Origin of the sequence: Methyloceanibacter sp. (assembly GCF_050728395.1) — a bacterium.
Classification (GTDB): domain Bacteria; phylum Pseudomonadota; class Alphaproteobacteria; order Rhizobiales; family Methyloligellaceae; genus Methyloceanibacter.
Genome location: NZ_JBOHJB010000009.1, coordinates 36,582 through 53,035 on the forward strand (window position 1 = coordinate 36,582; position 16,454 = coordinate 53,035).

General features: G+C 63.2%; 19 protein-coding genes, 1 tRNA gene and 1 pseudogene. 6 read left to right on the forward strand and 15 right to left on the reverse strand.

Translation table 11 applies throughout. From position 1 onward, the window contains the following. Positions 1-139: 139 nt before the first annotated feature. On the reverse strand, positions 140-319 hold the full coding sequence (locus ACREC7_RS03075) for a hypothetical protein (protein ID WP_431554224.1): 180 nt from the start codon (positions 317-319) through the stop codon (positions 140-142). Positions 320-457: 138 nt separating this feature from the next. On the opposite strand from ACREC7_RS03075, the gene ACREC7_RS03080 reads away from it, so the two are divergent. Further along, positions 458-532: transfer RNA gene (locus ACREC7_RS03080), tRNA-Thr, on the forward strand. Between the two features lie 124 nt (positions 533-656). Here ACREC7_RS03080 and ACREC7_RS03085 read toward each other — a convergent pair. The 4 genes from ACREC7_RS03085 to ACREC7_RS03100 all read right to left on the reverse strand — a co-directional run bounded on the left by ACREC7_RS03085 (position 657) and on the right by ACREC7_RS03100 (position 2,679). Continuing rightward, positions 657-1,058, reverse strand: a complete 402-nt coding sequence (locus tag ACREC7_RS03085) for a DUF6941 family protein (RefSeq protein WP_431554225.1) — start codon at positions 1,056-1,058, stop codon at positions 657-659. A 23-nt stretch (positions 1,059-1,081) separates the two neighbouring features. Beyond that, a complete protein-coding gene (locus tag ACREC7_RS03090) occupies positions 1,082-1,594 on the reverse strand; it encodes a hypothetical protein (protein ID WP_431554226.1) in 513 nt (170 codons plus the stop codon). After that, entirely contained in the window at positions 1,595-1,984 is a 390-nt protein-coding gene (locus ACREC7_RS03095; protein WP_431554227.1) for a hypothetical protein, read from the reverse strand. A gap of 212 nt (positions 1,985-2,196) precedes the next feature. After that, the gene (locus tag ACREC7_RS03100; protein ID WP_431554228.1) at positions 2,197-2,679 is read right to left on the reverse strand and encodes a hypothetical protein; all 483 of its coding nucleotides are present in this window, start codon (positions 2,677-2,679) and stop codon (positions 2,197-2,199) included. A gap of 262 nt (positions 2,680-2,941) precedes the next feature. On the opposite strand from ACREC7_RS03100, the gene ACREC7_RS03105 reads away from it, so the two are divergent. The 3 genes and pseudogenes from ACREC7_RS03105 to ACREC7_RS03115 all read left to right on the forward strand — a co-directional run bounded on the left by ACREC7_RS03105 (position 2,942) and on the right by ACREC7_RS03115 (position 4,806). Continuing rightward, positions 2,942-3,064 carry a hypothetical protein gene (locus ACREC7_RS03105; protein ID WP_431554229.1) on the forward strand — a complete coding sequence of 41 codons (123 nt, stop codon included), beginning with the start codon at positions 2,942-2,944 and terminating at the stop codon, positions 3,062-3,064. Between the two features lie 159 nt (positions 3,065-3,223). Beyond that, a pseudogene (locus tag ACREC7_RS03110) lies at positions 3,224-4,274 on the forward strand (AI-2E family transporter). A 115-nt stretch (positions 4,275-4,389) separates the two neighbouring features. After that, entirely contained in the window at positions 4,390-4,806 is a 417-nt protein-coding gene (locus tag ACREC7_RS03115) for a thermonuclease family protein (protein ID WP_431554230.1), read from the forward strand. Here the strand turns inward: ACREC7_RS03115 and ACREC7_RS03120 are convergent. The 10 genes from ACREC7_RS03120 to mscL form a co-directional block, all read right to left on the reverse strand. Next, positions 4,796-5,590 (reverse strand): sulfite exporter TauE/SafE family protein, encoded by a 795-nt coding sequence (locus ACREC7_RS03120; RefSeq protein ID WP_431554231.1) that lies wholly within the window; start codon positions 5,588-5,590, stop codon positions 4,796-4,798. The genes ACREC7_RS03115 and ACREC7_RS03120 overlap by 11 nt on opposite strands. A gap of 72 nt (positions 5,591-5,662) precedes the next feature. Next, complete coding sequence (locus ACREC7_RS03125; protein ID WP_431554232.1) at positions 5,663-7,153, reverse strand: GTP-binding protein; 1,491 nt, start codon at positions 7,151-7,153, stop codon at positions 5,663-5,665. Further along, positions 7,153-8,058 carry a sulfate adenylyltransferase subunit CysD gene (gene cysD, locus ACREC7_RS03130; RefSeq protein ID WP_431554233.1) on the reverse strand — a complete coding sequence of 302 codons (906 nt, stop codon included), beginning with the start codon at positions 8,056-8,058 and terminating at the stop codon, positions 7,153-7,155. Before cysD ends, ACREC7_RS03125 begins: the two co-directional genes overlap by 1 nt. After that, complete coding sequence (locus tag ACREC7_RS03135; RefSeq protein WP_431554234.1) at positions 8,055-9,167, reverse strand: phosphoadenylyl-sulfate reductase; 1,113 nt, start codon at positions 9,165-9,167, stop codon at positions 8,055-8,057. Before ACREC7_RS03135 ends, cysD begins: the two co-directional genes overlap by 4 nt. Next, entirely contained in the window at positions 9,154-10,809 is a 1,656-nt protein-coding gene (locus ACREC7_RS03140; RefSeq protein WP_431554235.1) for a nitrite/sulfite reductase, read from the reverse strand. Before ACREC7_RS03140 ends, ACREC7_RS03135 begins: the two co-directional genes overlap by 14 nt. Beyond that, positions 10,796-11,089, reverse strand: coding sequence for a DUF2849 domain-containing protein (locus tag ACREC7_RS03145; RefSeq protein ID WP_431554236.1), 294 nt, complete (start codon positions 11,087-11,089; stop codon positions 10,796-10,798). Before ACREC7_RS03145 ends, ACREC7_RS03140 begins: the two co-directional genes overlap by 14 nt. Continuing rightward, positions 11,082-12,512: a siroheme synthase CysG gene (gene cysG / locus ACREC7_RS03150; protein ID WP_431554237.1), complete on the reverse strand. Its 1,431-nt coding sequence runs from the start codon at positions 12,510-12,512 to the stop codon at positions 11,082-11,084. Before cysG ends, ACREC7_RS03145 begins: the two co-directional genes overlap by 8 nt. 6 nt (positions 12,513-12,518) lie before the next feature. After that, a complete protein-coding gene (locus ACREC7_RS03155; RefSeq protein ID WP_431554238.1) occupies positions 12,519-12,869 on the reverse strand; it encodes a 2Fe-2S iron-sulfur cluster-binding protein in 351 nt (116 codons plus the stop codon). A gap of 1 nt (position 12,870) precedes the next feature. Continuing rightward, positions 12,871-13,902: an NAD(P)/FAD-dependent oxidoreductase gene (locus tag ACREC7_RS03160; protein WP_431554239.1), complete on the reverse strand. Its 1,032-nt coding sequence runs from the start codon at positions 13,900-13,902 to the stop codon at positions 12,871-12,873. A 230-nt stretch (positions 13,903-14,132) separates the two neighbouring features. Further along, complete coding sequence (gene mscL, locus ACREC7_RS03165; protein WP_431554240.1) at positions 14,133-14,552, reverse strand: large conductance mechanosensitive channel protein MscL; 420 nt, start codon at positions 14,550-14,552, stop codon at positions 14,133-14,135. 172 nt (positions 14,553-14,724) lie between these two features. Between mscL and ACREC7_RS03170 the strand changes: the two genes are divergently transcribed. Continuing rightward, the gene (locus tag ACREC7_RS03170; protein WP_431554241.1) at positions 14,725-14,985 is read left to right on the forward strand and encodes a sodium/substrate symporter small subunit; all 261 of its coding nucleotides are present in this window, start codon (positions 14,725-14,727) and stop codon (positions 14,983-14,985) included. A 7-nt stretch (positions 14,986-14,992) separates the two neighbouring features. Next, a partial coding sequence (locus tag ACREC7_RS03175; RefSeq protein ID WP_431554242.1) for a sodium:solute symporter family transporter occupies positions 14,993-16,454 on the forward strand: 1,462 nt, incomplete at its 3' end.

Consider the following 16,454-nt stretch of genomic DNA (forward strand, 5'->3'; position numbering starts at 1 on the left):
ACCGCCGGATGACCGCAGTTTTCGCTTGAACCCCTCATCTTACCCGAAAAGTCTCAAAACTCTCCAAGTTCCTGTTTGGAGGGCAAAGATTCGGTTTTTTCCCCTGGTCTTGCCGCCGGAGGGGGCCAATTCTTAAGGCCTAGTCCCCGTCACGTTCGGGCTTCCGCCGATCATTGCCGCTAGATGTGGCAGCCTCGCGGCGGGTTTTGGCTTGCGCTTTCCGCTTGGCGAGATTGGCGCGGAGCGCCTCGCTCAAGCGATGGCGGCGGGTTTTGCCCTCGCTTGCGGTCTTCGCGTCATCTCGCTGCCGTCCGCTCATGGCCAAGCCTATACCGACGCGCGGGCGGCGTGAAATGGGGGCCAAGCTTGCATGGATTTTCCCGCTATGGCAGGGTCCGCGCGCTAGATGCAGAGGCTTGAGCCTAACCTCAGACGGGCCTTGCGTACGGGCGATTTCGCCGCCGTAGCTCAGTGGTAGAGCACGTCATTGGTAATGACGGGGTCGACTGTTCAATCCAGTCCGGCGGCACCACAATTTCCAACGATTTCTACCGGATCTGGCACGGGGGTGCAGCCCTAATTTACCCGTTTATTACCGGTTCAACTTCTAATCAAACGGCGCGAGGGCGGCGTCGAATAAAACGAAGCGTATAATGTCAACCGCTTGGCGCCTCGCCTGCCCTTGCCTCGTCTTTGACGAGGGAAAACCTGCGACTGTATTCAGTGCCATCCATACGGAGTATTGCGTGATATTCACCAAACTCGTCAGTCGAGAAAGGAACGAAATTGAATATCAGATTGCGGCCAGTCCCCGGAACCAGAGGAACGTCCCTAGGGGTCGGTTCGGCTAGCGCCTTGCCGCTTGGAGCAAACAAAGTCAGTGACGTTCGAAATGATCCTTCGCCGCCGTTTACAATGAACAAGAGCGTAAGGGACGGCAAAAGGACGGTCGTCGTGTCGGCCGGAGCCAAGATTCGATTGCTGGTAAATAGCCCGAGCAATGAAAGCTTGTTTCCAAGTTCCTCGCGCACCGTCTCACACAAAAGAAACACGACCATTTCGTCGCTTGGAGGGCGCTTATTCATAGGACGCTAACGGTGCTTTTTTCCCTAGCATGCGTAATCGAGAACACTGCGGGGGCAACAGGTCCTCCACTGTTTACTAACGTGGCTAAATCCTGTTTCGACGGGGATTGGATGGACGACCGATCGAGATAGCGGGCAACCGCTTCGCGAAGCAGGTTTCTCTCGTGCGGATCAGTGATCCAGACCATTGTAGGTGATAACTGCCCGACCGCACGGTCAAAGACCGTATTAGCATGGACAGGGTACTTACCGTGCATCAACAAAGTCCCCGACCCGAAATGGTCCGGGCTTACGCTGTAGATATGGGGCGTGATCTTGTAGTAGCTCACGGCGAAATTAGCGGGCGTCGCGAACCTTGCGAGCGCGGCTCCCGGTCCCAAAACGAGGTGCTGAGTTCTTTTTGCCCAAGGAGACTCTCGAACGAGCAAGCGACCGAGCAGATAAGTGACAGGAACCAGCACCAGCCATGCCAGCGCGACCGCGATCAACGTGAAGACGAATAAGTTCATTTACGGCCGTACCATCAGGGGAGCTAAATTCATAATCATTGCGGTGACACTCAGACCATACGCTGAAAGGTTGAGGAGATAAGGATAGTTTAGAAAAGTCCGACCATCCGCCGTCATTCTCTCACGTAGAGGCACTTCAATTCTGTACAAAGACACAACCCATAAAGTAATACACCCCAGAGCGATGATCCCATAAAGCGGCCGAACGTAGTCAGGCAACGCGGACAGGATGTCTCCCGGAACAATCAATAAAGTGAGGTCGAAAACGATCAACACTAAGATGAGATCAGCCGCCGCGCTTTGAGGAAGCCCAAATGCCCATCTCACCACGGTATTGGCGGCCACCGCAGCAATCGGAAATCCAACGGCAACGATCAAAGATGTGAGCATCGACCGCCTAAGTTCAAGATGCCGCCTGAGGATACCCTAAATGCGAGCCTTGTTGGAAGGTACAACTTTTGAGTGACAGCCCAACCAAATACCGCCCCCGTCTTTCGTCTATGACGCGCCTTAGCGGACTCTCCAAGCCTCTGCCCGAAGAGGTGCGTCAAAGGCAGCAAAGAGCCGCCACGCCAGCCTGCGTGCTAGCGGGCGTGACCCGCTCAAAACGATCGCCCGGGAAAATAGTGCCTGGTCAGAGCGTTCAAGAGGCTCGTCGCAGCCTTTGCCAACTCATCCCCGTTCAATCTGCCGCCTATTTGCTTGCCGGTCATTGGATTGGTATCAGCGACAATTATCTCGTCCGCAAAAACCCAATGCTCCGCATGGGACCCGGTCCCTCGGTAATACTCGATCACATGCTCGTTTGTGCCCTTGAGATCGACGATGTCATCCCGGAGCCGTAACATCTCCTTGAAAATGGTGTCGTCCAGAAAGCCGAGGTCTCTGGCCCAATCAATGTAATCGATCAATTTTTTTGCGGCGATCAGAACGAAATGTCTTTCGCATAGGTATGCCCGTCGATAGCGGCCACCCTTAGCCAACTGCCCTCTCGCCAGGTCAAGCCGTTCCATTTGAGTGAGTATCGCAGAGGCCCACGCGTGCAGGCCCTCAACGGCGATAAATTTTTGATCGTCTTTGTCCACGCCCCTGCAGCCCCAAAAACCGGCACTGATTCAACCCGGTGTGGGGATAGGTTGTTCCGAGCTCGCGCTTAGACGCTCCGACTTTATTCCAGAGCCTTCGGCGGGGTCAGTAGTTCAATCCTACTCGGCGGCACCACCCATCCAGTCTTGTGGGTCCGCGCCCGCGCCTTGTGGCGCACCTTTTCGCGTTCTGCGTGTGTCGACCGGAGGTTGGCGCCGGAGTAACCTCGATCGGGCCGGGGACCGATAAGAGGTGAATGCCATGATCTGTCTCGCCGCTTGCCTCGGCAGCGCGCTGCTCGGGGCGATCTTGGCCAGCATCGCAACCGCGCTGTTCCTGGCGGCGCGCCAGGACTTCGGCGGCAAGAACAGGCCGGGAGCCTAGCGCTACTAGAGCGCGTCCGTCGCACGAAGTCCGCCATTTGGCGTTTGCCAGGGCTTCGCATTGCGGCTCCCAACCTCCAGCGCCTTCGCCTAAGGCCTTTTCAGTTGGCCGCCGTTGTGTTCCCTGCTGAACTCAGACAAGCCCCAGGGGAACGCCAGCGTGCGCGATCTCGAAGACCACACCCTCATCGTGCTGCTCATTGCGGTTTCGGTGGCGTTCGGTTTGATCCTCTGGCCGTTCTACGGCGCAATCCTGTGGGCAACCGTCTTGGCCATCGTGTTCGCGCCGCTCTGCCGCCGGCTGTCGATCTCCATGGGGCAGCATCGCAACCTCGCCGCCTTCGCGAGCTTGCTGATCATCGTCACCTTGGTAATCCTGCCCTTGACGCTGACGGCCGCGTCGCTGCTCCAGGAAGCAACAAATTTTTATGAGACGATCGAGGCCGGCCAGACGGATTTCGGCCAATTCATTCAGCAGGTGATCAATGCCCTGCCAACCTGGGCGACCGATATCTTGGACCGTCTCGGTTTGACCCATCTCAGCGAAATACAATCGCGGCTTTCGTCAGCCCTGGTTCAGGGCAGCAAGATCATTGCCGGGCAGGCGCTCAGTGTCGGCAAGGGCACGGCAAACTTCATCATCAGCCTGTTCATCATGCTCTATCTCTTGTTCTTTTTCCTGCGCGACGGCGCCACGCTTTCCGCACGCATCAAGGATGCGATCCCGCTTCCGCCTGAGCAGAAGCGGGAGCTCTTCACCAAGTTCACCATCGTCACCCGCGCCATGTTCAAGGGCACCCTGCTTGTGGCCGTCGTGCAAGGCGCTCTCGGCGGATTCATCTTCTGGGTCCTCGGCATCCATGCTGCGGTGCTATGGGGCGTGGTGATGGGGTTGTTCTCGCTGCTGCCGGCGGTCGGCGCCGCCGTGGTCTGGCTGCCGACCGCAATTTACTTCCTGGCGACGGGTGCAATCTGGGAAGGCGTGGTGCTGATCGCCTTCGGGGCATTCGTCATCGGCCTCGTCGACAATCTCTTGCGCCCGTTCCTGGTCGGCAAGGATACCGAGCTCCCCGATTTTGTGGTGCTGATCTCCACGCTCGGGGGCATTGCCATCTTCGGTCTCAACGGCTTTTGTCATCGGGCCCACGATCGCGGCGATGTTCATCGCCGTGTGGGACATTTTTTCTGCATCGAGGCAGAGCGCGCAATAGCGCCTCCCCCCCGTTGGGGCCCATCAGCACCCGCCGCCAATCCTCGCGGGACAACCGGACAAACCCCCTTCGAGGTCTATTCAACTAACACGGGTATTCTGCTAGATTACTCGTTATGAGGGTAAATCCGCTGGTCACAACCCTTGCCGCCATCTGTGCGGCTCTGATCGTGATCGACGGCGACACCATCCGTTTCGACGAAGAACGCATCCGGCTCGAGGGCATCGACGCAGCGGAGATCGGGCATGCAAAATGCGAAGCCGAGCGGCGCTTGGGCGCCCTCGCCAAGCACAGGCTGGAACAGCTGCTCGGCTCCGGCGCCGTCGATATCAGGAGGAATGCGCACCCAGATCCCCCAGACCGCTATGGCCGCACCCTGGCGCGGGTGCTGGTCGACGGCGAGGACGTGAGCTGCGTCCTGATCAAGGAAGGCTATGCGCGGCCGTGGACCGGGCGTCGCGAGGATTGGTGCACATCGCTGGATGAACGCAAGCCCTCGGACGCGACGCTTTCCTGCGCCGTCACTTATTGAACAGGATCCAGGCCGCGTAGCAGAGCATGATGCCGAGGACGGGCCGCAGGATCCATTCCGGCGCGACACCGGCGAGACGGGCGCCGAGCAGGATGCCGGGGATCGATCCGGTCAAGAGAGCGACAAGCAGCCCCATATCGACATGGCCGAGCCCCAAATGGCCCAGGCCGCCGATAAGCGTCAGCGGCACGGCATGAGCGACGTCGCTGCCGACGATGCGCTTGGCAGGCAGGTGCGGATAAAGTGCTGCGAGCACCGATACGCCGATGGCGCCGGCGCCGACCGAGGTCAAGGTCACGAGTAGTCCCAAGGCAACGCCGAACAGCACCGTGGCAAGCGTGCGCGGAGGCGTCTTGCCGTCGGCGGTCCGCTCGGGCGTTTGCGCGAGCAACGGGTACAAGACGATGGCGAGCCCGCTCAACGGCAGCGCGACGACAAGGCCCAAGCGAATCCAATGGGCGAGCGCCACCGTGTTGAGCGGCATGAGGGCCATGGCCACGAGGAGGACGATCGACGCCGGAACGCTGCCCGCGGCAAGCCGAAGCACGATCGGCCATTCAACGTGGTCGGACACATGATGGCGCCAGCTTCCGGCGGCCTTGGTGATGGACGCATAAAGCAGGTCGGTGCCGACCGCGATCTGTGGAGACACGCCGAAACTCGAGATCAGCAGCGGCGTCATCAGCGCGCCGCCTCCGACGCCGGTCAATCCGACTAGGAAGCCCACGCCGAAACCAGCCCCGGTCAGCGGCAGGAAATTTACCGCCCAGTTCAGGTCAATCATTGCCCTGAAGTCTCCCCCCCTGGCTTGCCGGGACTACTCCCCGTGTCAGCCGGCTTTGGGAAATTTTCTTGTTCAGATTTCAATGAGGACGGGAATCCCCACGGAACGCAGCAGAATTGCGGCCTCTTGCGCGCGCCGATGAAATTCGGCGAGGTCGGCGGGAGAATTGCCGAGATCGGAGCAAAGGCCGCGGGCCAGCAATTCCCGGTCGAGCACGAAGACATTGTCGCCCACGGCAGAGGCGCCCGATTGCGCCCAGGTGATGACCCCGCCGGCGACGGTGGTGCCGTCCACGGCGCTGACTAGGACGAAATTCCCGGTGGCCGGCAGCTCGGAAAAGAGGTCGAGCGAGGTCGGGCGGCCGAGCAGGATACGGCAATCGGCAATATCGTTGACGGCGCAAGCATGGGCCGGCGCCGACGCGAGCGTCTCGAAATCGACGAGCGCAGAGATGCTCATGCTCGTGACCGGCGTGAGGTCGGTGGCGGTGCGCAAGAGATAACCGGCCTCGGGATCGAAGGGCGCTTCGGCGAGCCAAACCAGGCGGGCCTCAAGCACATCGGCGTTGATCGGGCGCCGCCCGACCTCCGACAGCACCGCACCGCGCGAAATATCGAGGTCGCTATCGAGCTCGATGGCCACCGCATCGCCCTTGGCGGCGAAAGCGAGGTCGCCATCCATGGTGGTGATGCTGCGGACCGAGGCGCCAAGCCCGGTTCTCGCATCCACCAGGCGATCGCCGGGCCTGATGCGGCCCGAGACCACGGTGCCGGCATAGCCGCGGAAATCGCCGTGGCGGAGCACGAGCTGGACGGGGAAGCGGAAGGGAGCGTCGCGCCGCGCGGTGCTGACGTCGAGCGCTTCCAGATGATCGAGCAGCGTCGGGCCGCCGTACCACGGCATGGCGGCCGACCGGCGCACCACATTGTCGCCGGGGAGCGCCGCCACCGGGATGGCCAGGATCTGAACGAAGCCGAAACCCTTCGCGAGCGCGCGGAACTCGGCCTCGATGGCGCGGAAGGTCGCCTCCGACCAACCGATCAAATCCATCTTGTTGACCGCGAGCACGACATTCTTGATGCCGACGAGATCGCAGATGGCGGCGTGCCGGCGCGTCTGGCGTTTCACCCCATGGCGCGCATCGACCAGCAGGATCGCCACATCGGCATGCGAAGCGCCGGTCGCCATGTTGCGGGTATATTGCTCATGCCCAGGCGCATCGATGATGACGAAGCGGCGGTGGGCGGTCTCGAAATAGCGCCAGGCGATGTCGATGGTGATGCCCTGCTCGCGTTCGGCCTGGAGGCCGTCGAGCAGCAGGCTGAAATCGACCTTCTCGCCGTTGAGCGCGCGATTCTGCGAGGCGTGGGTAATGGCCGCGCGCTGGTCCTCGGCAACCGCGGCTGAATCCCACAACATCCTGCCGATCAACGTCGACTTGCCGTCATCGACCGAGCCGCAGGTGAGCAGCCGAACCATGCCTGAGGTCTCGGCCACAGGCATGAGCGCGGGCGCGACCGTTGACTCGACGACGACCTGTTCTCTCAGCGCAGCCACATGCATCAGAAATAACCCTCACGCTTTTTCATTTCCATGGCGCCTGCCTGATCGTGGTCGATCAGCCGCCCTGCCCGCTCGGAATATTTGGCGCGCAACACCTCATCCACCACCGCATCGATGTCGCTTGCCTCCGACTCGACCGCCGCGGTGAGCGGCCAGCAGCCAAGCGTGCGGAAGCGGATGTTGCGCAGCTCAGGCTCCTCGCCAGGTTCGAGCCGCATGCGCTCGTCGTCGACCATGATGAGCTGGCCGTTGCGGGTCACCACGGGCCGCGGCGCGGCGTAATAGAGGGGAACCACGTCGAGCTTCTCGAGCGCGATGTAGCGCCACACATCGCCTTCGGTCCAATTCGACAGCGGAAAGACGCGTACCGTCTCGCCCTTGCCGAGCCGGCCGTTGAGCAGCGTCCACATCTCAGGGCGCTGGCGGCGCGGCTCCCAGCGATGGCCGGCGGCGCGGAAGGAAAACACCCGCTCTTTGGCGCGCGAGGCTTCCTCGTCGCGCCGGGCGCCGCCAAAGGCGGCATCGAAGCCGGCGGCGTCGAGCGCCGCGCGCAAGGCTTGCGTCTTCATGATGTCGGTATAGACCGAGGGCGGATGGTCGAAGGGATTGATGCCGCGCGCCAAGCCGTCATGGTTGGTATGCACGATCAGATCGAGCCCGAACTCTTTCGCCGTCTTGTCGCGAAAGGCGATCATGTCGCGGAATTTCCAGGTGGTGTCGATGTGCAGAAGCGGAAACGGCGGCTTCGCCGGCCAGAAGGCCTTGCGCGCGAGATGCAAGAGCACCGTCGAGTCCTTGCCGATGGAATAGAGCAGCACAGGCGCGCGGAACTGCGCCGCGGCCTCGCGGAAGATTTGGACGCTCTCGGCCTCGAGCAGCTTCAGATGCGAAACGAGCGCGGTCATGCGGCCTTCCCCTCACGGCGCGGGTTCATGTGCAGCCCGCACTCCTTCTTCTCCTCATGCTCCCACCACCAGCGGCCGGCGCGCGGATGCTCGCCTGGCTGCACCGCGCGGGTGCAAGGCTGGCAGCCGATGGAGATGAACCCGCGCGCGTGCAGCGGATTCACCGGCACGTTGTTCTCGGCGATATAGGCGGTGAGCGCTCGCGTCGACCAGTCGGCGATGGGGTTGACCTTCAAGAGCCCGCGCTCCTCGTCCCAGGCGGCAAGCGCGACGTCGGCGCGCGCCTCGGAATGCTCGCGGCGGATGCCGGTGATCCAGCCTTGCGCGCCGGCAAGCTCCCGGTTCAGCGGCCGGACCTTGCGCACCTCGCAGCAGCCCTTGCGGTTGTCGACCGAATGGCGGAAACCGAACACGCCGTCACGCGCGACGAGCGCCTCGACCTCCGAGGCTTCCGGGGTCACCAGGCGGATACGCAGGCCATAGCGAATTTCGGAGAGCTCGACGGTCTCAAGCACCTCCTGAAACAGGCGGCCGGTATCGAGAGTGGAGATGTCGATGTCGGCGCCAGACTCGGCGACGGCATTGAGGATGGCCTGGTCGTCGAGACCGAGGCTCGTGGAGAAGACGATGCGTCCTTCAACCGACCGCCTCACTTCGGCGATGCGCTCAGAAAGACTCTCAATTCCGGCGAGCCGTGCATTCAGCTCCTCGGCGGCGCGCCTTGAGGCATCGCGGCGGAGCGGCTGCGGGTTGCGCAAGCCTGGCTGATAGAGATGGCGGATGCGGGTGAGAGCCCCCTTCCAGGTCTCCACGTCGTTGGCATCGGTGATCTCGGCGGTATCGAAGCCAGAGCGCAGCAGGAAGGGGGCGAGGTCCGGGATCAGATAGCCGACGGCCCTGATCTCGCCCTTGAAGCCGTGACGGCCGCGCAGCAGCACGGCGAGCGAATGGCCGCGGCCGTCGCCGAAGGCGGGAAAGCGAATGGCCACCACCCTGCCATCACCGGATGCGGCAGAAAGCGCGGCGCTGTCGGCGGTAGGCTCGAGCACCACCGCCGGGTCGCTCCTGTCTGCCAGCAAGGCTCCGGACACAAGATCAAGCATTGCCATAGAGGGCCTCCTTGAATGGCACCGCGCCGATCCTACGCCAGGTGGCGAGGAAGTCTTCGCCGTCGTGGCGCTTGGCAAGATAGGTGGAGACGATGGTGTCGATCGCATCAGGCACGGCTTCAGCCCTGAAGCCGGGGCCGATGATGGTGCCGACCGCGGTGTCGTCCTTCGGGCTGCCGCCGAGCGAAATCTGGTAGAGCTCGGTGCCCTTCTTGTCGACGCCGAGAATGCCGATATTGCCTGAGTGATGATGTCCGCAGGCATTGATGCAGCCGGACATATTGAGGCGAAGCGGCCCGATCAGCTCCTGGCGCGCGGGATCTTCGAAGCGCTTGGCGATTTCCTTGGCGATCGGGATCGAGCGGGCATTGGCAAGGTTGCAATAATCGAGACCGGGGCAGCAGATCATGTCGCCCAGAAGATCGTAATTGCCGGTGGCGAGCCCCTTCGATCTGAGCTCGTCGTAGACGGCGAGCAGGTCTGAGCGCGCGACGTGCGGTAGGATGAGATTCTGCGTGTAGTTCACCCGCGCCTCGTTCCGGCTGTAGCGCTCGGCGAGATCGGCGACGAAATCCATCTGGTCCGAGCTTGCATCGCCAGGCGTGCGGCCGGGCTCTTTCAGAGAGACGACCACGCTCACATAGCCAGGCACGCGGTGCGGCCTGACATTGTGCTTGAGCCAGTTGGCGAAGGTCGGATCGGTGATGCGGCGCTGCTCGACGCCCTCGTCCTTGATCGGGCCGGGCACGAGATCGGGCGGGGCGAAATAGGAGTTGATGCGCGCATATTCCGCGGCCGGCAGATCGATGGCGTCCTTGCGGGTCGCCTCCCAATCGGCCTCGACGTCCTCGCGGAATTTGTCGATGCCGAGCTGGTTGACCAATATCTTGATGCGCGCCTTGTTGAGGTTGTCGCGGCGGCCATGCAGATTGTACACGCGCAGGATCGACTCGATGTAGGAGAGCAAATGCCGCTTCTCGAGGAACGGCCTGATCTCCTGCCCGACATAGGGCGTACGGCCCATGCCGCCGCCGACCAGGACTCGGAAGCCGTTCCGGCCCTCAGGCCCGCGCACGATACGCAAGCCGATATCGTGGAAGCCGGTGGCGGCGCGATCCTCGGCGGCACCCGACACCGCGATCTTGAACTTGCGCGGTAGCCAGCTGAACTCGGGATGCAGCGTCGACCATTGGCGCAACACCTCGCACCAGGGACGCGGATCTTCCAGCTCGTCATTGGCGGCGCCGGCGAACGGATCGGCGGTGACGTTGCGCACGCAATTGCCGCTCGTCTGAATGCAATGCATCTCGACGTCGGCGAGCGCGGAGAGGATCTCCGGCACGTCGACCAGCTTCACCCAGTTGAACTGCAGATTCTGCCGGGTGGTGAAGTGGCCGTAGCCGCGATCGAAGCGACGGCCGATCGTGGCGAGCTGGCGCAACTGACGGGGCGAGAGCACGCCATAGGGAATGGCGATGCGCAGCATATAAGCGTGCAGCTGGAGATACAGACCGTTGCGCAAGCGCAAGGGGCGGAACTCGTCCTCGGTGAGCTTGCCGGCGAGCCGGCGTTCAACCTGCTCGCGGAACTGCGACACACGCTCACGCACGAAGGCGTGGTCGAACTCGTCATAGCGGTACATCGTACCAATCCTTGGTCAGAGTGGTTCGGTGGGCGGCGCGGATGCGCTCACGCACCGAGAGTGCGACCGGCACGCCGTCGTTGAGCGCGACCTCCATGGGATAGACGGCGACGACGCGGCGTTCGGCGACGGCCTTGGCGGCTTCGCTTTCCAGTACCTTGGTCTCCTCCTCGCCGTCGGCGAGCTTGGCGAGGGCAAGCCCCTCAACCCAGCCGCCATTGGGGGCGAGGTAGACGACGATGCCGTCGATCAGGCGGTTGGCGGTGACGACGTTAGGCATAGGCGCGGCTCAACTCAGGTGACGACAGAACATCTTCGACAAGGCCTGCGGCAGGAAGGCCGGCGACCTCGCCGAAGATGAGGACGGCAGGGCTCTTCAGTTCCAGGCGCTCAGGTGCTGCGGCAAGTTCGGCAACGGTGGTGGCAACGCGGCGCTCATTGTCGCGGCTCGCGTTCTCAACGGCGATGACGGGGCAGGCGGGCTTCCAACCGGCATCGAGCAGTCTGCGTGCGATCAGCCCTGCGGTGGAGACGCCCATATAGACGAGCAGCGTGCTCTCGCCGTTGCCAAGTGCAGCGAGGTCGAGATGCTCGAAGCTCGGCTCGTCGCCGCCGGCTTCGTGGCCAGAGACGAAGGTCACGCTGTGCGAAATGTCGCGATGGGTGAGAGGGATCTGCAAGGACGCGGCTGCGGCGAGCCCGGCGGTGATGCCTGAGATGATCTCGACCTCGATGCCGGCTGCGCCCAAGGCGGCGATCTCCTCGCCGGCGCGGCCGAACACCAGGGGATCGCCGCCTTTGAGCCGCACCACGGTTTGGCCTGCGCGCGCCCGCTCGATCATCAGCGCCTGGATCTTGTCTTGCGGGACGCTGTGCTCGCCCTTCGTCTTGCCGACCGGGATCAGCTCGACTTCGCGGCGGGCGTGCTCGAGCACACCGGTGCCGGCGAGGCGGTCGTAGAGAATGACGTCGGCCTCCTTCAGCGCGCGCACGGCTTTCAGCGTCAGCAGCTCAGGATTGCCGGGACCGGCGCCGACCAGGAGCACGCGGCCCTGCACGGTCTCCGCCTTTGCCGCTTCTTCGATCGCTTCGCCAACCAGGCGGCGCGCTTCGCTTTCTTCGCCGGCCAGGGCTGCCTCGCTCGCGGCGCCGTCGAACACGCCCTCCCAGAATTTGCGCCGCGCGCGCCCCGCCGGGAGCTTCTCGGCGACCGCATAGCGGAAGTCTCCGGCAAGACGGGCGAGAGCATCGAGGCGCGGATGAAGCTCGCGCTCAAGCCAGGCGCGCAGGCGCTGGGCAAGCACCGGGGATGTGCCTTCAGTGCCGATGGCGACGGTGACCTCGCCGCGATCGACGATGGCCGGCATGACGAAGCTGCATAGCGCCGGCTTGTCGGGAACATTGACCGGCACGCCAAGCGCCCGCGCAATCGCCGCAACACGGGCGTCTTCGGCATGGTCGCCGGTCGCGGCAATGACCAGTGGCCTGCCGCGGATCTGATCCACGCCCGGACGCGCCGCGATGAGCACGACACGGCCGGCGCGCTCAAGCTCGGCAAGCTCGGACCCGAGCTCTCCGGCGGCGACATCGACGATCTCGGCGCGCTTCAGCAAGAGCCGCGCCTTGATGGCGGCAAGCTCGCCGCCGCCCGTTACCAAAGGCGGCTTGCGGTCGACGCTGACGAAGATCGGGAAAGTCCGCATCGGTCCTCAGCCTCCAACCGCTAGGCGCGCCACGGGCGCATCGGCAAGGCTTTCGGGCGCAAGCTCGAGTTCAAGCCCGTCAAGCTCAGGCGACATGATGATCTGGCAGCACAGGCGCGAGCGCTCATCGACGTGAAACGCGCCGTCGAGCATTTCGAGTTCCTCATGGGTGGGAGCGGTGAGCGTCGGCAGCCACTTTGCGTCCACCCACACATGGCAGGTGGCGCAGGCGCAGGCGCCGCCGCATTCGGCCTTGATGGGCAGGCCCCAGTCGCGGATCACCTCCATGACCCGCCAACCCTCCAGCGCCTCGAGGCGATGGGAGCTTCCGTCCGGCATGCGTACGATGACAAACATGTCAGGCCACCTTCAACAGACGCTGCAGCTCGGACGAGGAGGTCGTGTACTGGAAGCGCAAAGGCTTATCAGGATGCACGTAACGATGCGCGGCTTGCGCCATGAGCGCAGCCTCATGAAACCCGGAGAGGATGAGCTTCAGCTTGCCGGGATAGGTGTTGATGTCGCCGATGGCGAAAATACCCTCGGTGCCCGTCTCGAACTTCTCGGTGTCGACCGGGATCAGGTTCTCGTTGAGATTGAGGCCGAAATGCGCGATCGGCCCGAGCTTCATGGTGAGGCCGAAGAAGGGGAGCAGCGTGTCGGCGGCAATCTCGCCGGCAGAGCCGTCCATGCGCTTGATGGCGACGGCCTCAAGCGTGCCGTTGGCGCCTTTCAGCCCGACAGGCTGACCGAGCTCGAAACGCACGAGCCCCTGGGACTCGAGCTCGCGCATCTTGCGCACCGTGTCTGGAGCGGCGCGGAACTCTGGCCTGCGGTGCAGCAGCGTAAGCGAGCTTGCGATCGGGGCGAGATTGACCGTCCAGTCGAGGGCGGAATCGCCGCCGCCGGCGATGACGATGTGACGGCCGCGAAACTCTTCGATGCGGCGCACGGCGTAGAACACGCTTCTGCCTTCATAGGCCTCGATGCCGGGAATCGGCGGGCGCTTCGGCACGAAGCTGCCGCCGCCGGCGGCGATCACCAGCACCGGCGCAGTGATGGTGATCCCGGTGTCCGTGGTGAGCTGCCACTGTCCCTGCTTGGTCTTGCCGAGGGCGGCGGCCATCTCGCCGAAATGAAATACGGGCTCGAAAGGTCTGATCTGCTCGAGCAGCCGGTCGGTCAGCTCCTGGCCGGTGCAGACCGGAAGGCCGGGAATGTCGTAGATCGGCTTTTCGGGATAAAGCTCGGCACATTGGCCGCCAGGCCGGTCAAGAATATCGACCGCATGGGCTTTCAGCCGCGCAAGCCCGAGCTGGAAAACAGCAAACAGCCCGACCGGACCGGCCCCAATAATAATGACATCGGTAGACGCGCCAGTTGCCGCCATCGCCTGCTTGTTCCCGCCAAAAAGGTTTGCCTAACGCGCTATGTAGGGCAGTTTAGTGAAAAATCATTCCGCCAGGAAGTGATCGAGCGTAAAAGAACGCAAAATCATTCTCATGAACTGAAAATGATAGAATTATTTTTCAATAGGAGCCCGATGCGCAATGGCTATGCCGCTCAGGGCGGCAATCGTGCAAAATCGTTTCCACCCAAGGTTTCCGCGTCAGGCGCGAGCTAGCCCCGTTTTACCAAGGCATCGCGGATTTCCTCGAGAAGCTGCACCTCGCGCGACGGCGGCGGCTCGCTTGCCGGCTCTTCCTCTTGCTTGCGGCGGAGCTGGTTCATGGCCTTGATCGCCATGAACAGGACCAAAGCCACGATCAGGAAGCTGATCACATTGTTGATGAACAGCCCGATATTCATGGTCGGCGCTCCGGCCTGTCGCGCCGCCGCGAGCGAATCGTAATGCTGGCCGTTGAGCGCGACGAAGATGCTGGAAAAATCGACGCCCCCGGTGACGACGCCGATCGGCGGCATGATGATGTCGTCGACCAGCGACCTTACAATGGTGGAGAAGGCCGCGCCGATGATGATGCCGACCGCCATGTCCATGACGTTGCCGCGAAGCGCAAATTCCTTGAATTCGTTCAACATCGCCAGGTGTCCTCGAAAAGTTCCGGTTGGCTCGAGCCTCCAGCTTGCCATGTTTGGGCGCCAAGCCAAACCCGGGCCGGTCACAAGGCTTGAATTTCCGGCGCCCCCTTTTGCAACCGGCGCCTCGCTGGTAACTGGTTGGCTGGCACGCGCTTCTTGAGGGAGAGCTTCGGTGTCGGAACAGCCCGGACGCGATCGTCACCGCTGGAAGACGCTTCTGCTTGCCATCGCCACGCTGATCATCGTCTTTGCCGCCGTGGTCACCGTCGTGGCCTTTGCCGGGAGGCTCGATCAAATTGGCTTCTTGCGCTTTCCGCTCGGCTTCTACCTGCTGGCGCAGGGCCTGTTGATCGGCATGGTGGCGCTTGCCTTCTGGTCGACCCGCGTGCAGGAGCGCATCGACCGGAGCTTCAGCGAAGGCGAGGAGCTGTGAGCGCGCTATGAGCACCTCGCGCCGCCGTCAAGCGAACCCCCATCTTGGCGCCTATTACGGCATTCTCACCAGCGTCTTCGTGTCGCTCGTCATCTTGCTTGCCATGTTCGAGCAGCTCGGCTGGCGGGAGATGTGGGTGGCGAGGGCCATGATCCTCGTGCCGCTCGCGCTCTATCTCGCCCTTGCGCTCGGCGCCCGCACCCTCAACGTCGAGGATTTTTTTGCTTCGGGGCGCCGCGTGCCTCCCGTCTATAACGGCGCCGTGCTTGCCGCGGTGCTGATCGGCGGCACCGGATTTTTCGCCTATACCGGCACGTTGTTCTTTCTCGGCTTCGACGCGCTCGCCATCGGGCTTGCCTGGACCGCTGGGCTGATCGTGTCGGGCATCTTGTTCGTGCCCTATTTGCGTAAGGCCGGCGCCTACACCATGCCCGCCTTTCTCGGCCAGCGCTTCCGCTCGCGCATCGTGCGTGCCCTGGCAAGCGTGCTGCAGCTTCCGCCCACGGCGTTTCTGCTTGCCGCCGAGATCAAGGTCGCGGCCCTGATCCTCGCCATGTTCCTGGCGCTCTCCCATCAGCTCGCCGTCGCCTGCGTGGCCATCATCATCGCCTGCGTCACCATCGTCGGCGGCATGCGCTCGCTCACCTGGAGCGCGAGCGCGCAATTCATCGTCAGCGCCGTGGGCTTCGCCGTCCCCTTGGTCATCGTCGCGGTGCTGCTCACCAATCTGCCGGCACCGCAACTCACCTATGGCGAGATGTTCGAGCCGCTGACGCGCTCGGAGACCATCGCCGGCGTTTCACCCTCCATGCCGGGCGAACTCGCGACGGCGCTTCCCCGCGAGCAACCGAGGCAGGGCGCAAAGCCCTTCCTGCAGGCCTTCGGCGCCGTCAGCAAAACGGATTTCTTGACGCTGTTCCTGTGCCTGACCCTTGGCGCGGCGGCGTTGCCGAGCCTGCTTGCCCGCAGCGGCGTCACGAGCTCGGTCGCCGATCAGCGGCGCTCGGTCGCCTGGGGCGTGTTCTTCGTGGCACTGTTCGCCATCAGCGCGCCGGCTCTCGCCGCCTTCGTCAGGCTGCTGATGTTCCAGGACATTGCCCAGGCTCCGGCAAGCGCGCTTCCCTCCTGGCTCAATGACTTGAGCGCGTACCGGCTACTCTTCGCCAAGGACGCCAACACCGACGGCGCCATTGAGGCGTCGGAGCTCTTCGTCGCGCGCGACGGCATCGTGCTCGCTCTGCCCATGGCGGCGCGGCTGCCCTTTGTCTGCACCGCGCTCATGGCAGCGGCGGGCTTGGCGATCGCGCTTGCCGCCGCCGCATCGCACCTCTTCACCCTCGCCGGCAGCCTCGCCGACGACGTCATCAGGCTGGTGGACCCGCGCAGTGAAGTTCTCCCCCGCCTGATGGTGGCGTGGGTGGCGATCGCCGCCACGGCGCTCACCGCCGGCGTGTTTCTCGCCCTTGCCG

Coding starts and splice junctions, on each gene's coding strand:
- ACREC7_RS03075 (WP_431554224.1), bottom strand. CDS start 319: ATGAGCGGACGGCAGCGAGATGACGCGAAGACCGCAAGCGAGGGCAAA.
- ACREC7_RS03085 (WP_431554225.1), bottom strand. CDS start 1,058: ATGGTCGTGTTTCTTTTGTGTGAGACGGTGCGCGAGGAACTTGGAAAC.
- ACREC7_RS03090 (WP_431554226.1), bottom strand. CDS start 1,594: ATGAACTTATTCGTCTTCACGTTGATCGCGGTCGCGCTGGCATGGCTG.
- ACREC7_RS03095 (WP_431554227.1), bottom strand. CDS start 1,984: ATGCTCACATCTTTGATCGTTGCCGTTGGATTTCCGATTGCTGCGGTG.
- ACREC7_RS03105 (WP_431554229.1), top strand. CDS start 2,942: ATGATCTGTCTCGCCGCTTGCCTCGGCAGCGCGCTGCTCGGGGCGATC.
- ACREC7_RS03115 (WP_431554230.1), top strand. CDS start 4,390: ATGAGGGTAAATCCGCTGGTCACAACCCTTGCCGCCATCTGTGCGGCT.
- ACREC7_RS03120 (WP_431554231.1), bottom strand. CDS start 5,590: ATGATTGACCTGAACTGGGCGGTAAATTTCCTGCCGCTGACCGGGGCT.
- ACREC7_RS03125 (WP_431554232.1), bottom strand. CDS start 7,153: ATGCATGTGGCTGCGCTGAGAGAACAGGTCGTCGTCGAGTCAACGGTC.
- cysD (WP_431554233.1), bottom strand. CDS start 8,058: ATGACCGCGCTCGTTTCGCATCTGAAGCTGCTCGAGGCCGAGAGCGTC.
- ACREC7_RS03135 (WP_431554234.1), bottom strand. CDS start 9,167: ATGGCAATGCTTGATCTTGTGTCCGGAGCCTTGCTGGCAGACAGGAGC.
- ACREC7_RS03140 (WP_431554235.1), bottom strand. CDS start 10,809: ATGTACCGCTATGACGAGTTCGACCACGCCTTCGTGCGTGAGCGTGTG.
- ACREC7_RS03145 (WP_431554236.1), bottom strand. CDS start 11,089: ATGCCTAACGTCGTCACCGCCAACCGCCTGATCGACGGCATCGTCGTC.
- cysG (WP_431554237.1), bottom strand. CDS start 12,512: ATGCGGACTTTCCCGATCTTCGTCAGCGTCGACCGCAAGCCGCCTTTG.
- ACREC7_RS03155 (WP_431554238.1), bottom strand. CDS start 12,869: ATGTTTGTCATCGTACGCATGCCGGACGGAAGCTCCCATCGCCTCGAG.
- ACREC7_RS03160 (WP_431554239.1), bottom strand. CDS start 13,902: ATGGCGGCAACTGGCGCGTCTACCGATGTCATTATTATTGGGGCCGGT.
- mscL (WP_431554240.1), bottom strand. CDS start 14,552: ATGTTGAACGAATTCAAGGAATTTGCGCTTCGCGGCAACGTCATGGAC.